We start from the raw sequence: 15596 nt of genomic DNA on the forward strand, positions 1-15596 counted from the left end.
CATTAAGCACGACAGTATTAAAAAATGTACCACAATCTAAACCACCTTTTTTATTAATTTTTTAAGGCTTTGATAGATGCTAGCAAGCAATTATGTCAATTTTGTATTTTTAAAAACACAAATAAGTAAGAATTAATATAAAAAATGCATATATAAAAAAAGCAAAATCATAAAACAAATAACAGCCATTTACTCAAATACAAAGTGAATTTCATGATTATTTATAAAAATAGGATTAATACCTATTTTTTCTTTTTAAGAGAAAAATTATTTTAATACCTTTTTTAACATTTTTATTTTCTATGCTTTCTAAGAAAGCTACTATATAATAGATCAAAATAGTTCTTTTATTCTTTATAAAAATATATTTTTTTAACTAAGCCAATTTGTTAAAGATAGCATTTAAAATTTTTGTAATTTATAATTTCATAAAAACAAAACGATATCAACAAATAAACTACTTTATAAACAAGTACATAGGCTATTCCTATTTTTTGCAATATTACATTTAAAAAGAAAATAACAAAAAAAGGTATAGATGATAACAACACCCATATGAACAATCTTACTTACTTTATAAAACCTCCCCATAAATACTCTAAATACTTTACAAAGTCTTTATAAATTTAAAGATTTTAACTTCCAAAACAACAGGTGTTAAAAATCTATTTATAGATGAAACATACTATTATTGAAATAACCAAATTTGGCAAAAACCAATCAAGAATGTATAAAATAGATTTTTTAAAAACTCAAAATACTATAATGTTTATTATAATAAATATATTATTATAATTATTTAAATAATATATTTTAATTGACTTAATATTAAATTATATATTGAATTAAATTAATTATATTATTATACTGAAGTCTAAATTATATTCAAGGAGAATGTTTATGAAATACTATGTAATTATAATAAGTATATTTGTTTTTCTTTTTTTATATGCTTGCAACCCAAATTTCAACACTAATCAAAAAGACACTAAAAATCTGCCCAACAAAAAGGAATTAAAACTTAGCACAGAAGTAAGCTCTAACCAAGAAGAAGATCTAAATAAAAAAATAAAAAATACACTACTTAATAGTTTAAAAAATTTAATTGAACTAGCTAACACACAGAAAGAAAAGTATATAAAAATGATGGGGGAAGAACCTTCTGACCAATACGGAATGGATTTTGACAAGTTTAGTTGGGGAAAAAATACAGAAAAGGTATCCTCCAATACCGCCAGATCTATAAAGTATAGAAGACACACTTATACCATTTTAAGTTCTATTGACACTAAGGAATTTAAGGAATTTGCAAATATTATAAAGCTGTCAACAAAAGATAACATATATAATCTCTTTAGTGGCTTTGGGCAGGCTCTTGACATAGTAACTGATTACTTATACTCCAAAAAAGAAACTCTAGATAAACTAGATGCTTCGGATTTAGAGAAACTTAAAAATTCATTTGAAAAACTATTATCTACAATAAAAATTGTCTCAGAGATGTCAAAACAACTTTTATTAGATTATAAAAATGATGAAAATCTTATAAAAACAGATATCAATATGCTTAAATCTCATGTAAACACACTTCATAATCAATTCAAAGAACAAACTACAGAAGTAGAAACACTACAACAAGTCATATTATCAATATAGACTCTTAATGCCCTTTTAATTTAGTGGAAATTAAAAAACAGTATATTGGGGGTTTATATAAAAAACATATTATCTACTAAAGTAGGTAATATTGACAATCTGTTTTAGACTAGAAATTCTTATCTTATTTCTACTAGAGAAGTTTCTATAAGAATCATGAAAAGTATATTTAAAAACCAAAAATCAATTTATTTGCTATATAAATAAATATAAAATATTACAATCTTAATAAAGATTATTAAGATTGCGCACTTATTGCTATTTTATATGGATTCATGATAATATTCACAATTCACATCCCCTCTAAATTTAAAAGTTTTAACAATTAAATTATAAATAAGATATTGTTTCATTTTTTAATAAAAATTATTTCTTTAATTACACTAATATATTTTCATCTTTTTAGAATTAAGACTTATTAATTTAATTAAGTTAACTCTTTTTTTTGATATAATAAAAAATATTTTATGAATTTTTAACATGAAACTACTAGAGTAAGACTTTAAAATTCACCTAAAGTGAAAATAATTTTGTGAAAAAAGGTATAAGTATTTTAAATATATTTTTTTATTTCATCAAAGCTTGAAATTTATGGTAGGCCTTGTAAATTATGTTATATGGATAACATATGGTAATTTATGAATCATGAAAGATAAATATAATAATTTAATTAAAGATCTTAAAAGTCTTAGGTATTCTTATGTTTTTTATCTATTCGGTTTAAAACTTTATCATAGTTTAGATATACCTATCATATTAATAATAATTATTAATTAGCGGAAAGCATTAATATATCTAGATCCTTATGAAGTCTATTTTTTAATTAACCCAAATCCTATTATTTATCTATTGATATAATCTACATAATTTTGAGAATTTTATAATAACTTAACAAATTTTTTTAAGATTCTTTATAAAAAGAATAAATATAGCCATAATGCTTGCATATCTTACTATAAAAAAGAGACAAATTAATAAAATAGAACATATAAAATTACATCAAGTCCAAATCTATTTAACAAAACTATTAAGCCAATATTTTCTAAATATCCAAATTTATTAAACGAGAGATTAAAGCTCTCTATTGATTAACAAAAAACACCTTGGTGAAATTTTCAATAAAAACCCAGCAGAGAAAATTCTCTCATCTATAATTTCTATAGTATTTAAATGGAGAATTCTTTATTAAGAAAGAGATTTTAGCATTAAAAAATCCTTTTATAGATATCTTTTCGGCATTAAATTGGGTAACAAGCTCAAACCCATTAGAAAAACAGTTCACAAAATAAAGTTTAGAGTTAATAAATATTTTAGATTGAGATTATACATAGCAAAAAAGCCCTATATGGGCAGTTCCGTTTATAACGAACAAATAGGATGGGAAACTAACTCCCCAACCTAATTGAATAATACCATAATATGTCTTATAAATCAATAAGTTTGTTTTTTATGTTTTTTATGTTTTTTATGTTTTTTATTTTTTTATGTTTTTCATATTCGATTATAAGCTCAGATAAAATCTCTTTCTTGTCTTTATAAATTTTTTCAATAATAAAATACAATCTTTTAGTATCTTGTTTACAAAAATTATATATTTCTTTATCTTTTACTAAAATTCTAATAGGAATGCTTTCATCAATATCTTTAGACTCACTGTATGTGTCTTTGTCTAAAAAATTTCTACCTTCTATATCTCTTAATATAGCTTTAAAGCCCACTTCCTTTATTTTATCAATAGATACTTTGCCTTCTAAAACTTTTTGATAAATTTTTAAATATCTATAGGCTTGACTTTTTGCAACTTCGAAAGATTTTATAAAATCATTAAACCTAGCAAAACCATCATATTTATATAATTCTTTTTGTTTAATTTCATATAATATTTTCATTCTTTGAATTTTATTATTAATATCATCTTTTAGGTTATATTTAAGCTGTTCTTTTAGATTATTATAATTTATTAATTCCTTGTCTTGATCGGCATTTAAATCTGCCTCTTCGTTATAATTTCCAAAACGATTACTAAATAATTCTTCTTTATCTTTTTTAGCTTTTATTTTCATTTCAGGCTCCCTGCTTTATATTCCCCCGGGGGAATATAAAAAAATGTTACAAACTTAAGATATTTTTTAATACATTTTTTGCTTCTTTATAATATTTACTCTTAAAATCTGGTTCTAAACGATTAATTATAAAAACTTTTATGCTATTATAATAATGAATTTTGCCTTTTATATAATTACTATATCGTTTATATAAAGCATCTTCAACCTCCTTAAGGATATTTCTATTTTTAATAAATTGATTTACAACAATTGAAATATCATATCTTTTGTTTATAATTTTTTGTATTAGTATTTCTAAACTTTCTATTGACCATGTTTCAGGTTGAACCGGAATGACAATATGATTAGTAGCATTTAATGCATTTTTTAAGATAAAACTAAAACTGGGGGGTGTATCAAATAAAATATAATCATAATTGTGACTTAAAATGTTTTTATCTAAACAAAAACTTAATAAATTTTCTTTATTATCCATATTTTCATAATTAAATTCATCAAGAGAAGGATGTGATGGAATTATAGAAATATAATCATTAATTTTGTTTACGCATTGATCAAAATAAGCATTGCCTATTAATAAATTATAAATATTATTTTTATCAAAATTAAAAACATATTTTTTAAAATATGAAGTTAATGCGTTTTGTGAATCCATATCAATAAGTAATACTTTTTTACCTAAATCTTTTAATATATAGGAAAAAAGTATTGATAATGTGCTTTTTCCGACACCTCCTTTAAGATTTGCTATTGTTATGATATTTGATTTTTTTCTATCCATTTATATATCACTCCTGTATCTTTTAGCTTTTTGCTGTAAAACTTATATACTGTGTTTTCCATTTTCTTTATATGTTCTAAATTAAATTTGTAATATTTGGTATTTTCTTTATCTTTTTTCCTTAATAGTGTTCTAAGAGACTGAATATAGCACTTAATAGAACCCTTGCTGAATTTAAATTCCAAATAATAAAGTTTTTTTATCACATAAGATTTATTGTCTTTTTTTAAAAAGAAAGGCTTTTCTAATTTGTCCCATCCATATTTTATTCCTAAAAATTTATTATCTTCTTTTAAGGGGAAAAGATTAAATAAATAATAATTTTTTTTATTGTTAAGTTTCTGAAAAATTAAACTTAATTTATGATCTTTATTGGTAATTCTAAATTTTATTAAATGTTTAAAAAGTTTTGTATAATATATTTTTTTATTATCAATTTCTTCAATTCTAAAAAAAGCAGTTTTTTCTTTCTCTTCCTTATTTATATTTTCATTATATTCTATTTCTTTTTTATTTATTATTTCCTTTTTTTTTGATTTTAGTTTTTCTAGTAAATTACTCAAATTTAAGCTCCTTTTTTAAAATTCTATTTAAAATGTTACTTGCTATATGCTTTGCATTTCCACTGAAATTAGTTTTTTTATTATTTATCTTCCATTTAGAACTGTATGAATCTTTAAATTCCCCTACAAGCAAATAGAAATCTGTTTTATAGGGAGCATATTGTCTCATAAAGTGAATTTTGTTTTTATATTCTTTAAGTTTGCTTAAAAAGAAAAATAAAATATCTTCTTTTTTATAATCATATGATAAATAGCTAAAGAAATCCTTGTAATTAAAAAGTGTGTTTTTATAAGTTTTCTCTGGATTTTTAGTATGTTTTATTATGCTTTTTATCTCCTTAGTTATTTCTTTAGATAATTTCAATTTTTTTTCTAAAATAGGTTTGTTTAATTCTTTTTTATTAGAATTTTTTTTTAAAATAGATTTAATAGAATTCTTATTATATATATTATTATAAGGTGTTATATATACAGTGACATTTTCAGTGACATTTTCAGTGACATTTTCAGTGACATTTTCAGTGACATTTTCAGTGACATTTTCAGTGACATTTTCAGTGACATTTTCAGTGACAAAATTATCTTTTTCTTTTTTTACTTTCTTATAAAGGGCTGCTTTAGTGCTACTAAAATAAGCATCTATTAATTTATATGCAATAGGTGATACCTTATATATACACAGCTTTCCTTTAAACTTTCCCAGGTTATTTGAGAATGTTAGTATTCTTTTTTCAATTGCTTTTATACGAATTAAAAATCTTAAGTCTTCTCTTAAAGTTCTTATCACGGTTGGTTTATAACTTTCTTTGTTTATATTTGAGTTTAGAACCCTAAGTATGTCTCCTTGATGATGAGGATGGAGTGCTTTTAATTTTTCAGAATTAAAATGAATTCTATGTATTGAAGCAGTATATTTTTCTTCAAAACTTTTATTTAAGTAATTAATTACTGAAATCACCTTTTTTAGTCTAGAGTCTTTTAAAAGTAGTTTATTAGACTTATTAGTGTTAGCTTTATTATGGTCAAGTGAATTTAGTGCCATCTTAGTCTCCTATTTGCCCGTATTAATAAACATTATTATGTATAAAATATTTTAAAATTTCAACCCTTATTTTCAATATTTTTTATTATTTATAGATGCTGTACTTTAAAAAGTACTATCTCCTAATGCTTTTTTATTTTTATTACTATTTATCGTGAAATTCAATGGTCTATAAATAGTTTGAGCTTTGCATTGGATGTTAAGTTTTTTCTTTGTTATAAATAGATTTATTTTGATTCTGAATATACCTTTTAATAACGTTAATAGATGCTCCTTTAGTAGGAATAAGACAATATCTAGGCGACCAAAAATAAGGTTTCCAATAATACTTATTTCAATAAGTAGAATATTTTTTTTATAAGCTCCCAAAGATGCTGTTTTTAGATTATTGATGAATTTAGAAGTTTAAATATTAGGAATAAATTCTAGTAGTAAATAAATATGATTTTTATCATAGTTGAATTTATCAATGGTTATTTCCCACAATAAATATATATTAAGTATTATTTGATAAAGATAAGATGAAAGCTCGTTATTTATTCATTTATGACTATATTTAGCAACAATACTAAGTGATAATTAATATTAATAGAATATACTCAGTGATTATTAAAAATTAGTTTATGTGCCATATGTATTAAGTATAAGATTAAGATATTGCTAAAATAATGAAGTATATTAGCGCTATTAAAGCTTATGAGTATAAAATATATCCTAATACTAATCAAAAGTATTTAGATGTGTAAGATTTTATATAACAAAATGTTAAGTTATAAAATATATTATTATAAAAAATAAGCAAAGTTTTATTACTTATCTAAGTAAATATAAAGAAGAGTTTCCATTTTAAAAAGAAATTAATAGTTCAGCCTTTTATAATTCTCAAATTGATTTAAACTCTCTACACATAATAATTTTTCAGAGAAATTAAAAAAGAAATAGAACATAAGGCAAATTTTTAGAACCAATAATCAAAAAAGCTTAATAAGAATAGAAAGTGGCTATATTAAGTTGCCTAAAATTGTATTTGTAAAGCCCTATTTACAGTGGGTATGAAGAGCAATAAGATTATTTAAAATGTAGTAGTAGAAAAAAGATACCGATGATAAATATTATAGTTTAGTGCCAGTTGAGTGCTTAGATATCAAAAATAACAATAAAATTAAATATGATAAAAAAAGGGATAGTTGGCATTGAGTGGGCATGGACTACTTTAGTAAGTAGTGAATGTTAGAGAACTAATCATCCTAAATATTTACTAAAAATGAAAATAAACTTAAGAAATGCCAAAGAAAGTTGGAAAAAAACAAAAAGGTTATATTAATAGAACTAAATCTAAATTAAGAGCTTTTAAGCTACATAATAAAATTTCAAATCAAAGAAAAGACTTTTCACATAGGTTGTCTTACTATTTTATATCTAATTATAAAAATACAATAATAGAAAACTTATCAGTTAAAGGTATGCAAAAAGGAATTTTTGGGAAAAGTATTAATAATTTAGGATGGCATGAGTTTGTAAGAAAATTATCATATAAATTAGAACGGCATGGATTTTGTTTTCATAAAGTAGATAGATATTTTCCATCAATCAAATTATGATGTAATAATTGTTGTATTAAAAATATAACTCTAAAATTAAGGGATACTAGGTGGACTTTTAACAGTCATGGTGCCATGTATTATGGAAATATAAATATAGCTCTAAATCGTTAAGGTCTATTGCTGTAAATAAATAAAAATCAAGGCAGGAACTGCCTAAAGTAAAGCTTGTGGGACCATGCTTCTAGTGGATGCCCGTTTCTTGTAGAGCCTAAAAAGCTATCATGGGATGAAACAAGAAGCTATTTCTATAATCCTTGATTAGAAATAGTAGTTCACATATGCTTTTTATGATATCTATAGAAACTCCTTCAGTAGAAATAAGGTAATAATTTTTAGACCAAAAATAAGATTTTCAATATTATTTACTAAAGTAGATAATATGTTTTTTATATAAATCCCGAATATACTGTTTTTTAATTTCCACTAAATTAAAAGGGCATTAAGAGTCTATATTGATAATATGACTTGTTGTAGTGTTTCTACTTCTGTAGGTTGTTCTTTGAATTGATTATGAAGTGTGTTTACATGAGATTTAAGCATATTGATATCTGTTTTTATAAGATTTGTATCATTTTTATAATCTAATAAAAGTTGTTTTGACATCTCTGAGACATTTTGTATTATAGATAATATTTTTTCAAATGAATTTTTAAGCTTCTCTAAATCCGAAGTATCTAGTTTATCTAGAGTTTCTTTTTTGGAGTATAAGTAATTAGTTACTATGTCAAGAGAACGCCCAAGGTCGTTAAATAGGTTGTACATATCGAGTATTATTGCCAGCTTTAAAATATTTGCAAATTCCTTGAATTCCTTAGTGTCAATAGAACTTAAAATGGTATAAATGTGTCTTCTATACTTTATAGATCTGTCGGTATTGGAGGATATTTTTTCTGTATTTGGGGGTCCCCAATTAAAATCATTAAAAGGTATTCCGTATTGGTCAGAAGGTTCTTCCTCCAGCATTTTTATATACTCTTCTTTCTGTGTGTTAGCTTTTTCTATTAAATTTTTTAAATCATGAAGTAGTGAGTTTTCTATTCTTTTAGTTTGGTCTATTTCTTCTTTTTGCTTGGGGGCTACTTCTGTGTTAAGGTTTAATTCCTTATAAATGGAGATTTAATATCTTCTTTGTGCTTAGTGTTGAAATTTGGATTGCAAGTATTTAAAAATAGAAAAATAAATATACTTATAATTATATAATACTTCATAAATACTCTCCTTGAATATAATTTAGGCTTTAGTATAATAAATGGAATTCTGATATGTATATATTATTTAATTATTTAAATATAATAAATAATATATACATAATTAAATAATATATTTATTGTAGGAAGTTTTATAACATTTTGAATTTTTTAAAGTATATTTTATATATTCTTGATTAATTTTTACCAAATTTTCTTATTCCAATATATAGTTATTGCAAGAGGACTGTCTTCTATTAATTGTAAGATAATTGGTATTTTTAGTATTAATGTTTTATTGTAGGGAATAACTATAATTAATGAGTAAAAGTAAAAGTAAAAGTAAAAGTAAAAGTAATTAATTGAATAACGGTTTTGAAAAAGCATTAGAAGAAAACAGAAAATTCAAATAAAAAGTATGAAAAGTATGAAGCATTGTTTGCTTTATAATATTATCCTTTATATAGGAATTAGCATTTAAATTAAATAACAAAAACAAAAATAATAATAAACTTATTTTTCTCATAATTGTTTGCCTTTTATGATAAAGATTTGTATGGTTAAACCAAAAATTAATATTAATGTGAAATTTTTTTTCATATTAATATTACCTTCTAATAGTGGTTTTAATAATTGAATATTGGCTTAATTTATGGAATTTGAGTAGGTATTAATTTATTGATAAATAGATTAATCAAATATTCTATGAGTGATTAATAAGTAAAAAAGTATATTATATAAATATAATAATATATATTATATTGTAATTCAAACAAAGTGATATATAATTTTAATTAAGAATAATTATTATTTATAATATATATTCTTAATTAGAGGAAAGGAGAATATTTTTGTGGGAAAAAATTTGTTTTTATATATATTGTTAATGTTAGGATTGATGTCTTGTAGTCTAGATTCTAAATTATTTGGTAATAAAGAACAAAATAATAATGATAATGTAAAAGAAGTTTTGGATAGTGTTCAAAAAGATTCTTTAAAGAATTTATATAGTAGTCAAGAAGAGCAAAAAGGTTTTAATAAAAATTTTGGAGAGCGGAAATATCAGGATTTAATTGTTCCTATAGGACCTATAGTGTCTTCAAAATCATTGAATAATAAGGTTGATATACCGAATATTTCAACTAATCATGCTAAAAAAAAAGAAATAAAAAAAGAGGATTTAGTTCCTTTTACTTATGAAGAAAGAAGGGCAAGTGAAGTAATTAAAAATATACAAGATATTCTTAAAGACTCTGGATTCTTTAAGTTAATTGAGGATGTGTGTGTACTTAAAGATGAATATATTTTAATAAAAGATGATTTTAATAATGTGATGAGCAAGATTCAGAATAAAAAAGCATCACTAATGGAAAATTTAAATAACAATAAAAATAAGATAAGGGAACTAGCGCAATTGCAAAATGAGTTAAAGATAGGTTTTGAATTTGATGAATTTATAAATAAGATCGATATGGCAGAACAAGAGATAAGATCTGCAGCTTTATTTTTTGATATTGCTCAGAAAAGTTTAGAAGAGAGCATTATTAAAAGATTAGAGAGTAAAAATAAGGCATCTTATGCACTAAAATTATCTAGAGAAGCTTTAAGTAAAGCAGAGAGTACTTTAGATAACTTAGACTCTTATTTTTTAAAAAAAGCTGAGGCAATGGTGAAAAAGCAAGAATTGGAAAAACTTATTGAACATGTAAAAACCGTTTTAAAAAGTATTAACTAATAATAAAGTATAGTATATAAGGAAATAAATTTGTTTTTAATGGCATTAATAGTCAATCATTTACATTGACAACTTTTATAAAGTTTAATTTATCTTAAGTATTTTTAGAGATTATATTAAACATTGGGTTTTCCAATTTTCTTCGAGATACTTTATTATGTTGTTTATGTGTGCCACCCAGGTTTCCAGACGGTTCTTTTGTGTTGTGGACAGCTTCCTTCTAAAAGCACACACAAAAAATTAGATTAATGTTTATTTCAACCAATGCTGCTTTTGGCCGTATCTTGGTTTTTCATTATTATGTTATTATTACCCTATAATAATATAATGGAAGCTGCAATTATGCTAGGTAAGAATTTCAATTAATATTTAATACTAAGTGCTATTAGATTATTTTAAATATTTAATGCATTTAGTCTTAAGTATTAAAAGGTATAAAATAACTTACATATAAAATCCAATCGCATTTTTAATAGGTCAATTTCTGGTACTCTTGTTAATCTAGGCAAATCTCAAATTAAAATAAATGATAACATTTTTAAACATTTGCTCGATATCGTAATATTTGCAAAAAATAAAAAAACATACAAAGAATTAATATTATTTACTACTGAAAATAATATTAGCGATAAAACTATAAAATTAGCATTATAAAATAAAGTATTAATTCCTTTTTGTGAACATCCAAAATAGAGATTACTTTTAAAATAAATATTTTTGGGAGCTTTTGCTTGCACATCCAAAAAATATTAGCTTAGAAAAAGAGCATATCATTATAGTTGGATGTGAGTGGTATTGGAAATTTTATGACCTATTCTCTTTCTACTTTAGGATTAGCAGCTTTAACTTTTATATATGAAGACAAAATACAAGAATCTAATCTAAATAGACAATTTTTATTTAGTTATAATGATATAAGATTTGGCAAAGTAGATATAATTAAAGAAAAAATAAAATTGCTAAATAAAACCATTCAAACTAAATCTTATAAGGAAAAAGTTTTAGTAAAATTATTGGAGAATATTTTTGCTAACTCAAAAATTAAACCATCATTAATAGTACTGTTAGCAGATTATGACTACTATTTACCCTTAGTTAATAAATTTTGTATTGAAAATTCTATTTCACTTATAAATATTGGATATTTTAATGATTTTTCAGTTATTGGTCCATTTTATATTTCAAATATTTCATCTTACTACTACCGCACTGTTATAGGAGTTATAAAAAAGTCATCATCTTCTAAATTAGAAAGTAAAATAATATTAGTAAATAAAGACCATCAAGCCCCTTTTTCTTTACTAATAATGCAACTTTATGAGATAGTAATTATAAAAATGTTAAGTATTAGGGTGATTATATTAAAATTGGTTTTTGTAAATCCAGTTTTAAATAGCAATAGTAATTTGTCATTAACAATGATAGTATTATATTTATAGATAATTTATGGAAAATCAATTAATCAGCAAATTGCACATTGAATTGGGAATTCTTGTCTTAACAATAGAACTAGCAAATACCCAATTTAGTCAATATTCTCCAAAAGTGATACTTAAGCACTATAATGACAAACTTAAAATTTCGGGGCTGACCGACACCACACTAACAATAATGGAAAAATATCTTGATAAATTAAAAGAAATAAAAATCATAGCTAAATTTTATACTAAAGACAGGGATTGTGGCATTTTATGTTATTACAAGCTTAATTGCTCCGCTAAGCAAGCTCAATCAAAAATATCAGACTATTTACTTTTAAAAAAAATATAAATTTTTGAGATATATAATTTTTATTATTTTTTATGAAAAATTTTGGAGTCATTTATGAATATTTTTTTAAAAAAAAAATAAACTGTTCAAATTGCCGTAATAAGCCACATTATCCATTAATAATTCTTATTTCAAGAATAGAATAGCTTTTGTAAAGCTTAAGTTATGATTAGTCAAAAAAAATGTAAATAAGTAAGTTGTGGTTGTATTTATCAATTATAGTAATATTATTATAAATAATAGTTTAATATTAAAAGTGTATAGCATGCAATAGAAATATGTTGGCCTTGTTTGTTGGGTTTTAAATAAAAAAAATAAATGTTTGACCAATCGCTAGTTTTTGTTCATAAAAGAAGGGTTGTACAAAATGAGCTGTGATGATTTTTTTACGATAAAGGGTACACTTTCTAATTTGAAATTGAGTGCGGTTGAATATTGTGTTTTAAGTGATATGCGCCAGGTTATAGACCGATTTGCAAATAATAACTTTTTAGTGTATCAATCCGATGACTCTAATTCTTTAGCATATCAATCCGATAGCTCTGATTTTTTAGCGTATCAATCCGATGGCTCTGATTTTTTATGGCCGCTATTCGAAGACTATAGTGAAAATGATTTTGACAAGTTCTTTACAAGATTGGGCTCCAAGAGGTCTAAAGAGCTAATAAATCTATTTCTCAAATTGAAAATGCGTGTAAGTAATAGTGTATTTGAAACAGAAGTTTTTTTCTTGTATATGTGTATTAAGGACGCATACTTAATTAATCTTTTTTATTTTGATGATGATGAGCACAATTGTTTTGATTGTGTTATGCGTACTTTTGATCAACAATTCAAAAGCATAGTAAAATCTTTAAAATTAAAATTGGAAGATTTTGGTGTTTTTGTGTAAAATGATCCTTTTAATTAAATCAAAAAGAATATAAATAAGCAAGTTACATGCGCCATTAATAAATTAATGGCGCGATAATTAGCATTATCTAACATTTATAAGCATTTTTTATATAAAAATCTAAGTTTTTCTTCAAATTTATTTTATATCCTTTAGAAAGAAATAAGATTTTTATATTTCCATTAACAATGGTAGCTTTTGTAAAGTTTAAGGCATTAATATTGTAATGCGGATAGGATATTTTTAAAATGTCTTTTACAAAAAATTTTTCAAAAGTGACTTAGTTTTGATTTCCATTTTGTAAAATAATAATATAAGTATTTTTTATTATAAGGAGTATGATTTTATGAATAATTTTTTAATAAAATTTTTTCTTTTTTTATTGGTTTTTTCAAATAGCTATGTTGCTTTTTCTAAAAACATCAATGTTTTTTTAATAAATAGTAACTGCTATGGACTATGAGCTTGAACAGATAAATAAGCTTATGTCTAATAAGGAAGAAATAGTTCTTAAGGAATATGGTCTTAATAAAAAGATTGTAAAGGGGAAGTTGTCTAATCGCAATGTTATGGTTGTTGATTGTGGGGTTGGCAAGGTTAATATTGGTGCTTGGATGGGCTATATTTTGTCAAAATACAAGATAAGTCATATAATTAATTCTGGAGTTGCTGGTGGTGTGTTGTTAGTGATAAATATAAAAATATTAAAGTGGGTGATGTGGTAGTATCTTCAGAAGTTGCATATCATGATGTTGATTTAACTAAATTCGGACACAAGGTGGGGCAGCTCATGGGATTTCCCCAAAAATTTAGTGCCGATAAGAATTTGATTAAAAAGGCTAGAGAAGCTATTAAATTAAAGGTTGGAGATGCTAATACATTCAGGATTAATATTAACAGGAGATCAGTTTATTGACCCAATTTATATCAAAAAATTTTAAAAAACTTTAAATATGTAATAGCTGTTGAGATGGAAGGTGCAGCAGTAGGGCATGTTTCTCATATATTTAATGTACCTTTTATAGTTATTAGGTCTATATGTGATATTGTAAATAAAGAGAAAAATGAAGTTGAATATAATAAATTTTTTGAATTGGCTGCTTTTAATTCAGCGAAAGTTGTACAAGAAATTTAAAGAATTCTTTAAGAAATATATAATTTCCGTAGTTTTCATAATTTTCAATTATGCGTAAAAAAAGACATTTTTTATATATATTTATAAATTTGCATTGTATTACATGTGTAATTATCCCCTACTTCTTTGGTATTTACACGATATTCAGATTATTTTTATTGATTATATTAGCTTAATTACTATGTTGCAGAATAATATTTCTCGTTTTAAGTAAGTTGCATTGTGGGTCGTATTATATTGCACTTGCTTTTAGGGTTTGAAATTTTAATAATAGTTCTATCTCAAGTTGGTCATAAGTGCAGAAGGTGGAGAGAAGAGAAAGTCCAGTTTAACAACTTTAAGGGAGTTATGCTCGTTAGAGCAGGATATGCTGACATTATAATTTTTTACATTAAGATAGTTAGGAGTGTAACAGGAATAATAATACTTTAAGTGATTATACTAAAGTGAAAGTATAGGAAGTTTTGTTAAAGATGGGAGTGGACTTATTAGTATTCTAACTATGGACTTTCTACTCAAGTTTACGAAATTTATAGATAAAGAACAATGGAATATATGTGTGTTGATAAAGCTTATAAGCATAGAATATATCCTAATACTAATCAAAAGAAATACTTTTTAAAAGTATTTCTAGGGTGTATTATTTTTGTATAACAAAAAATATATAGTTATATTAAGAGCGTAAATTATGAAAAATATTAGTTTAGAAAGTTTAGTAAAAAATCTTAAAAAATAGATTTCAATTAGGAAAGAATTTTTTTAGAAATTGTGATATTAGTAGTAAGAATTGTTCTATTTAGAATAGCAATTCTTGCTATATTTCTAATTTTTTTTGTTTTAATTTTTATATACTTTTGACTATAAATTATTTGTTATTTTTAATAAATCGTCTGCTTTTATTATGTATACCCATCAAGATAGTTTGTATTACTACCATTAGTTTGTATTGCCAGTAATGATTTATGTTAACATTGATGGCTATTGTAAAGCTTAAGGGTATTTTAAGAGTAATATAAAATATCAAATTAATAACTTTAAGATTGATTTACTTCTTTATAAGTAACCCTTTTATTTGGTATATAATTTTCATTTTTGTTTGTGACCGCCAATTATTAAAACTAAAATTATCAAAATGTAATTTAATTTACATTAATTAATTTTTAAT

14 protein-coding genes and 2 pseudogenes are annotated in these 15596 nt (G+C 23.5%); 10 read left to right on the forward strand and 6 right to left on the reverse strand.

What is annotated here, in order from left to right; translation table 11 throughout:
* Positions 1 to 900: 900 nt before the first annotated feature.
* Positions 901 to 1656 (forward strand): virulence associated lipoprotein, encoded by a 756-nt coding sequence (locus HNP63_RS05320; RefSeq protein WP_011703910.1) that lies wholly within the window; start codon positions 901 to 903, stop codon positions 1654 to 1656.
* 1424 nt (positions 1657 to 3080) lie between these two features.
* Here HNP63_RS05320 and HNP63_RS05325 read toward each other — a convergent pair.
* The 5 genes from HNP63_RS05325 to HNP63_RS07120 form a co-directional block, all read right to left on the reverse strand.
* The gene (locus HNP63_RS05325) at positions 3081 to 3719 is read right to left on the reverse strand and encodes a chromosome replication/partitioning protein (RefSeq protein WP_183227412.1); all 639 of its coding nucleotides are present in this window, start codon (positions 3717 to 3719) and stop codon (positions 3081 to 3083) included.
* 46 nt (positions 3720 to 3765) lie between these two features.
* Positions 3766 to 4503: a ParA family protein gene (locus tag HNP63_RS05330; RefSeq protein WP_073999270.1), complete on the reverse strand. Its 738-nt coding sequence runs from the start codon at positions 4501 to 4503 to the stop codon at positions 3766 to 3768.
* Complete coding sequence (locus HNP63_RS05335) at positions 4476 to 5066, reverse strand: DUF226 domain-containing protein (protein WP_183227414.1); 591 nt, start codon at positions 5064 to 5066, stop codon at positions 4476 to 4478. The genes HNP63_RS05330 and HNP63_RS05335 overlap by 28 nt, the downstream gene beginning before the upstream one ends.
* A complete protein-coding gene (locus HNP63_RS05340) occupies positions 5059 to 6108 on the reverse strand; it encodes a plasmid maintenance protein (RefSeq protein ID WP_183227416.1) in 1050 nt (349 codons plus the stop codon). Before HNP63_RS05340 ends, HNP63_RS05335 begins: the two co-directional genes overlap by 8 nt.
* 199 nt (positions 6109 to 6307) lie before the next feature.
* Positions 6308 to 6394, reverse strand: a complete 87-nt coding sequence (locus HNP63_RS07120; RefSeq protein ID WP_080563300.1) for a hypothetical protein — start codon at positions 6392 to 6394, stop codon at positions 6308 to 6310.
* Between the two features lie 997 nt (positions 6395 to 7391).
* On the opposite strand from HNP63_RS07120, the gene HNP63_RS06910 reads away from it, so the two are divergent.
* A complete protein-coding gene (locus HNP63_RS06910) occupies positions 7392 to 7709 on the forward strand; it encodes a transposase (RefSeq protein ID WP_011703905.1) in 318 nt (105 codons plus the stop codon).
* A 450-nt stretch (positions 7710 to 8159) separates the two neighbouring features.
* Here the strand turns inward: HNP63_RS06910 and HNP63_RS05355 are convergent, their stop codons facing one another.
* Positions 8160 to 8675, reverse strand: a complete 516-nt coding sequence (locus HNP63_RS05355; protein WP_419253588.1) for a virulence associated lipoprotein — start codon at positions 8673 to 8675, stop codon at positions 8160 to 8162.
* A 1077-nt stretch (positions 8676 to 9752) separates the two neighbouring features.
* Here HNP63_RS05355 and HNP63_RS05360 point away from each other — a divergent pair.
* From HNP63_RS05360 to HNP63_RS05390, 8 genes and pseudogenes are all read left to right on the forward strand, one after another.
* Positions 9753 to 10634, forward strand: a complete 882-nt coding sequence (locus HNP63_RS05360) for a P12 family lipoprotein (RefSeq protein WP_183227418.1) — start codon at positions 9753 to 9755, stop codon at positions 10632 to 10634.
* 806 nt (positions 10635 to 11440) lie between these two features.
* On the forward strand, positions 11441 to 12073 hold the full coding sequence (locus HNP63_RS05365; protein ID WP_183227420.1) for a ThiF family adenylyltransferase: 633 nt from the start codon (positions 11441 to 11443) through the stop codon (positions 12071 to 12073).
* 7 nt (positions 12074 to 12080) lie between these two features.
* Positions 12081 to 12404, forward strand: a complete 324-nt coding sequence (locus tag HNP63_RS05370; protein ID WP_011703900.1) for a plasmid maintenance protein — start codon at positions 12081 to 12083, stop codon at positions 12402 to 12404.
* 367 nt (positions 12405 to 12771) lie between these two features.
* Entirely contained in the window at positions 12772 to 13296 is a 525-nt protein-coding gene (locus tag HNP63_RS05375; RefSeq protein ID WP_011703899.1) for a P52 family lipoprotein, read from the forward strand.
* A gap of 452 nt (positions 13297 to 13748) precedes the next feature.
* Positions 13749 to 14021 carry a phosphorylase family protein gene (locus HNP63_RS07125; protein WP_373477050.1) on the forward strand — a complete coding sequence of 91 codons (273 nt, stop codon included), beginning with the start codon at positions 13749 to 13751 and terminating at the stop codon, positions 14019 to 14021.
* Positions 14015 to 14431: pseudogene (gene mtnN / locus HNP63_RS07130) on the forward strand (5'-methylthioadenosine/S-adenosylhomocysteine nucleosidase). The gene HNP63_RS07125 and the pseudogene mtnN overlap by 7 nt, the downstream one beginning before the upstream one ends.
* A 222-nt stretch (positions 14432 to 14653) precedes the next feature.
* The gene (locus HNP63_RS05385) at positions 14654 to 14863 is read left to right on the forward strand and encodes a hypothetical protein (RefSeq protein WP_183227422.1); all 210 of its coding nucleotides are present in this window, start codon (positions 14654 to 14656) and stop codon (positions 14861 to 14863) included.
* A 123-nt stretch (positions 14864 to 14986) separates the two neighbouring features.
* A pseudogene (locus HNP63_RS05390) lies at positions 14987 to 15089 on the forward strand (helix-turn-helix domain-containing protein); the annotation flags it as partial.
* Positions 15090 to 15596 lie beyond the last annotated feature (507 nt).

The organism is Borreliella afzelii (genome assembly GCF_014202295.1).
Lineage (GTDB): Bacteria > Spirochaetota > Spirochaetia > Borreliales > Borreliaceae > Borreliella > Borreliella afzelii.

What these genes read in the sequence shown, in the direction of transcription:
- HNP63_RS05320 (WP_011703910.1), top strand. Translation starts at nt 901, where the DNA reads ATGAAATACTATGTAATTATAATAAGTATATTTGTTTTTCTTTTTTTA.
- HNP63_RS05325 (WP_183227412.1), bottom strand. Translation starts at nt 3,719, where the DNA reads ATGAAAATAAAAGCTAAAAAAGATAAAGAAGAATTATTTAGTAATCGT.
- HNP63_RS05330 (WP_073999270.1), bottom strand. Translation starts at nt 4,503, where the DNA reads ATGGATAGAAAAAAATCAAATATCATAACAATAGCAAATCTTAAAGGA.
- HNP63_RS05340 (WP_183227416.1), bottom strand. Translation starts at nt 6,108, where the DNA reads ATGGCACTAAATTCACTTGACCATAATAAAGCTAACACTAATAAGTCT.
- HNP63_RS06910 (WP_011703905.1), top strand. Translation starts at nt 7,392, where the DNA reads ATGCCAAAGAAAGTTGGAAAAAAACAAAAAGGTTATATTAATAGAACT.
- HNP63_RS05355 (WP_419253588.1), bottom strand. Translation starts at nt 8,675, where the DNA reads ATGCTGGAGGAAGAACCTTCTGACCAATACGGAATACCTTTTAATGAT.
- HNP63_RS05365 (WP_183227420.1), top strand. Translation starts at nt 11,441, where the DNA reads ATGACCTATTCTCTTTCTACTTTAGGATTAGCAGCTTTAACTTTTATA.
- HNP63_RS05370 (WP_011703900.1), top strand. Translation starts at nt 12,081, where the DNA reads ATGGAAAATCAATTAATCAGCAAATTGCACATTGAATTGGGAATTCTT.
- HNP63_RS05375 (WP_011703899.1), top strand. Translation starts at nt 12,772, where the DNA reads ATGAGCTGTGATGATTTTTTTACGATAAAGGGTACACTTTCTAATTTG.
- HNP63_RS07125 (WP_373477050.1), top strand. Translation starts at nt 13,749, where the DNA reads ATGGACTATGAGCTTGAACAGATAAATAAGCTTATGTCTAATAAGGAA.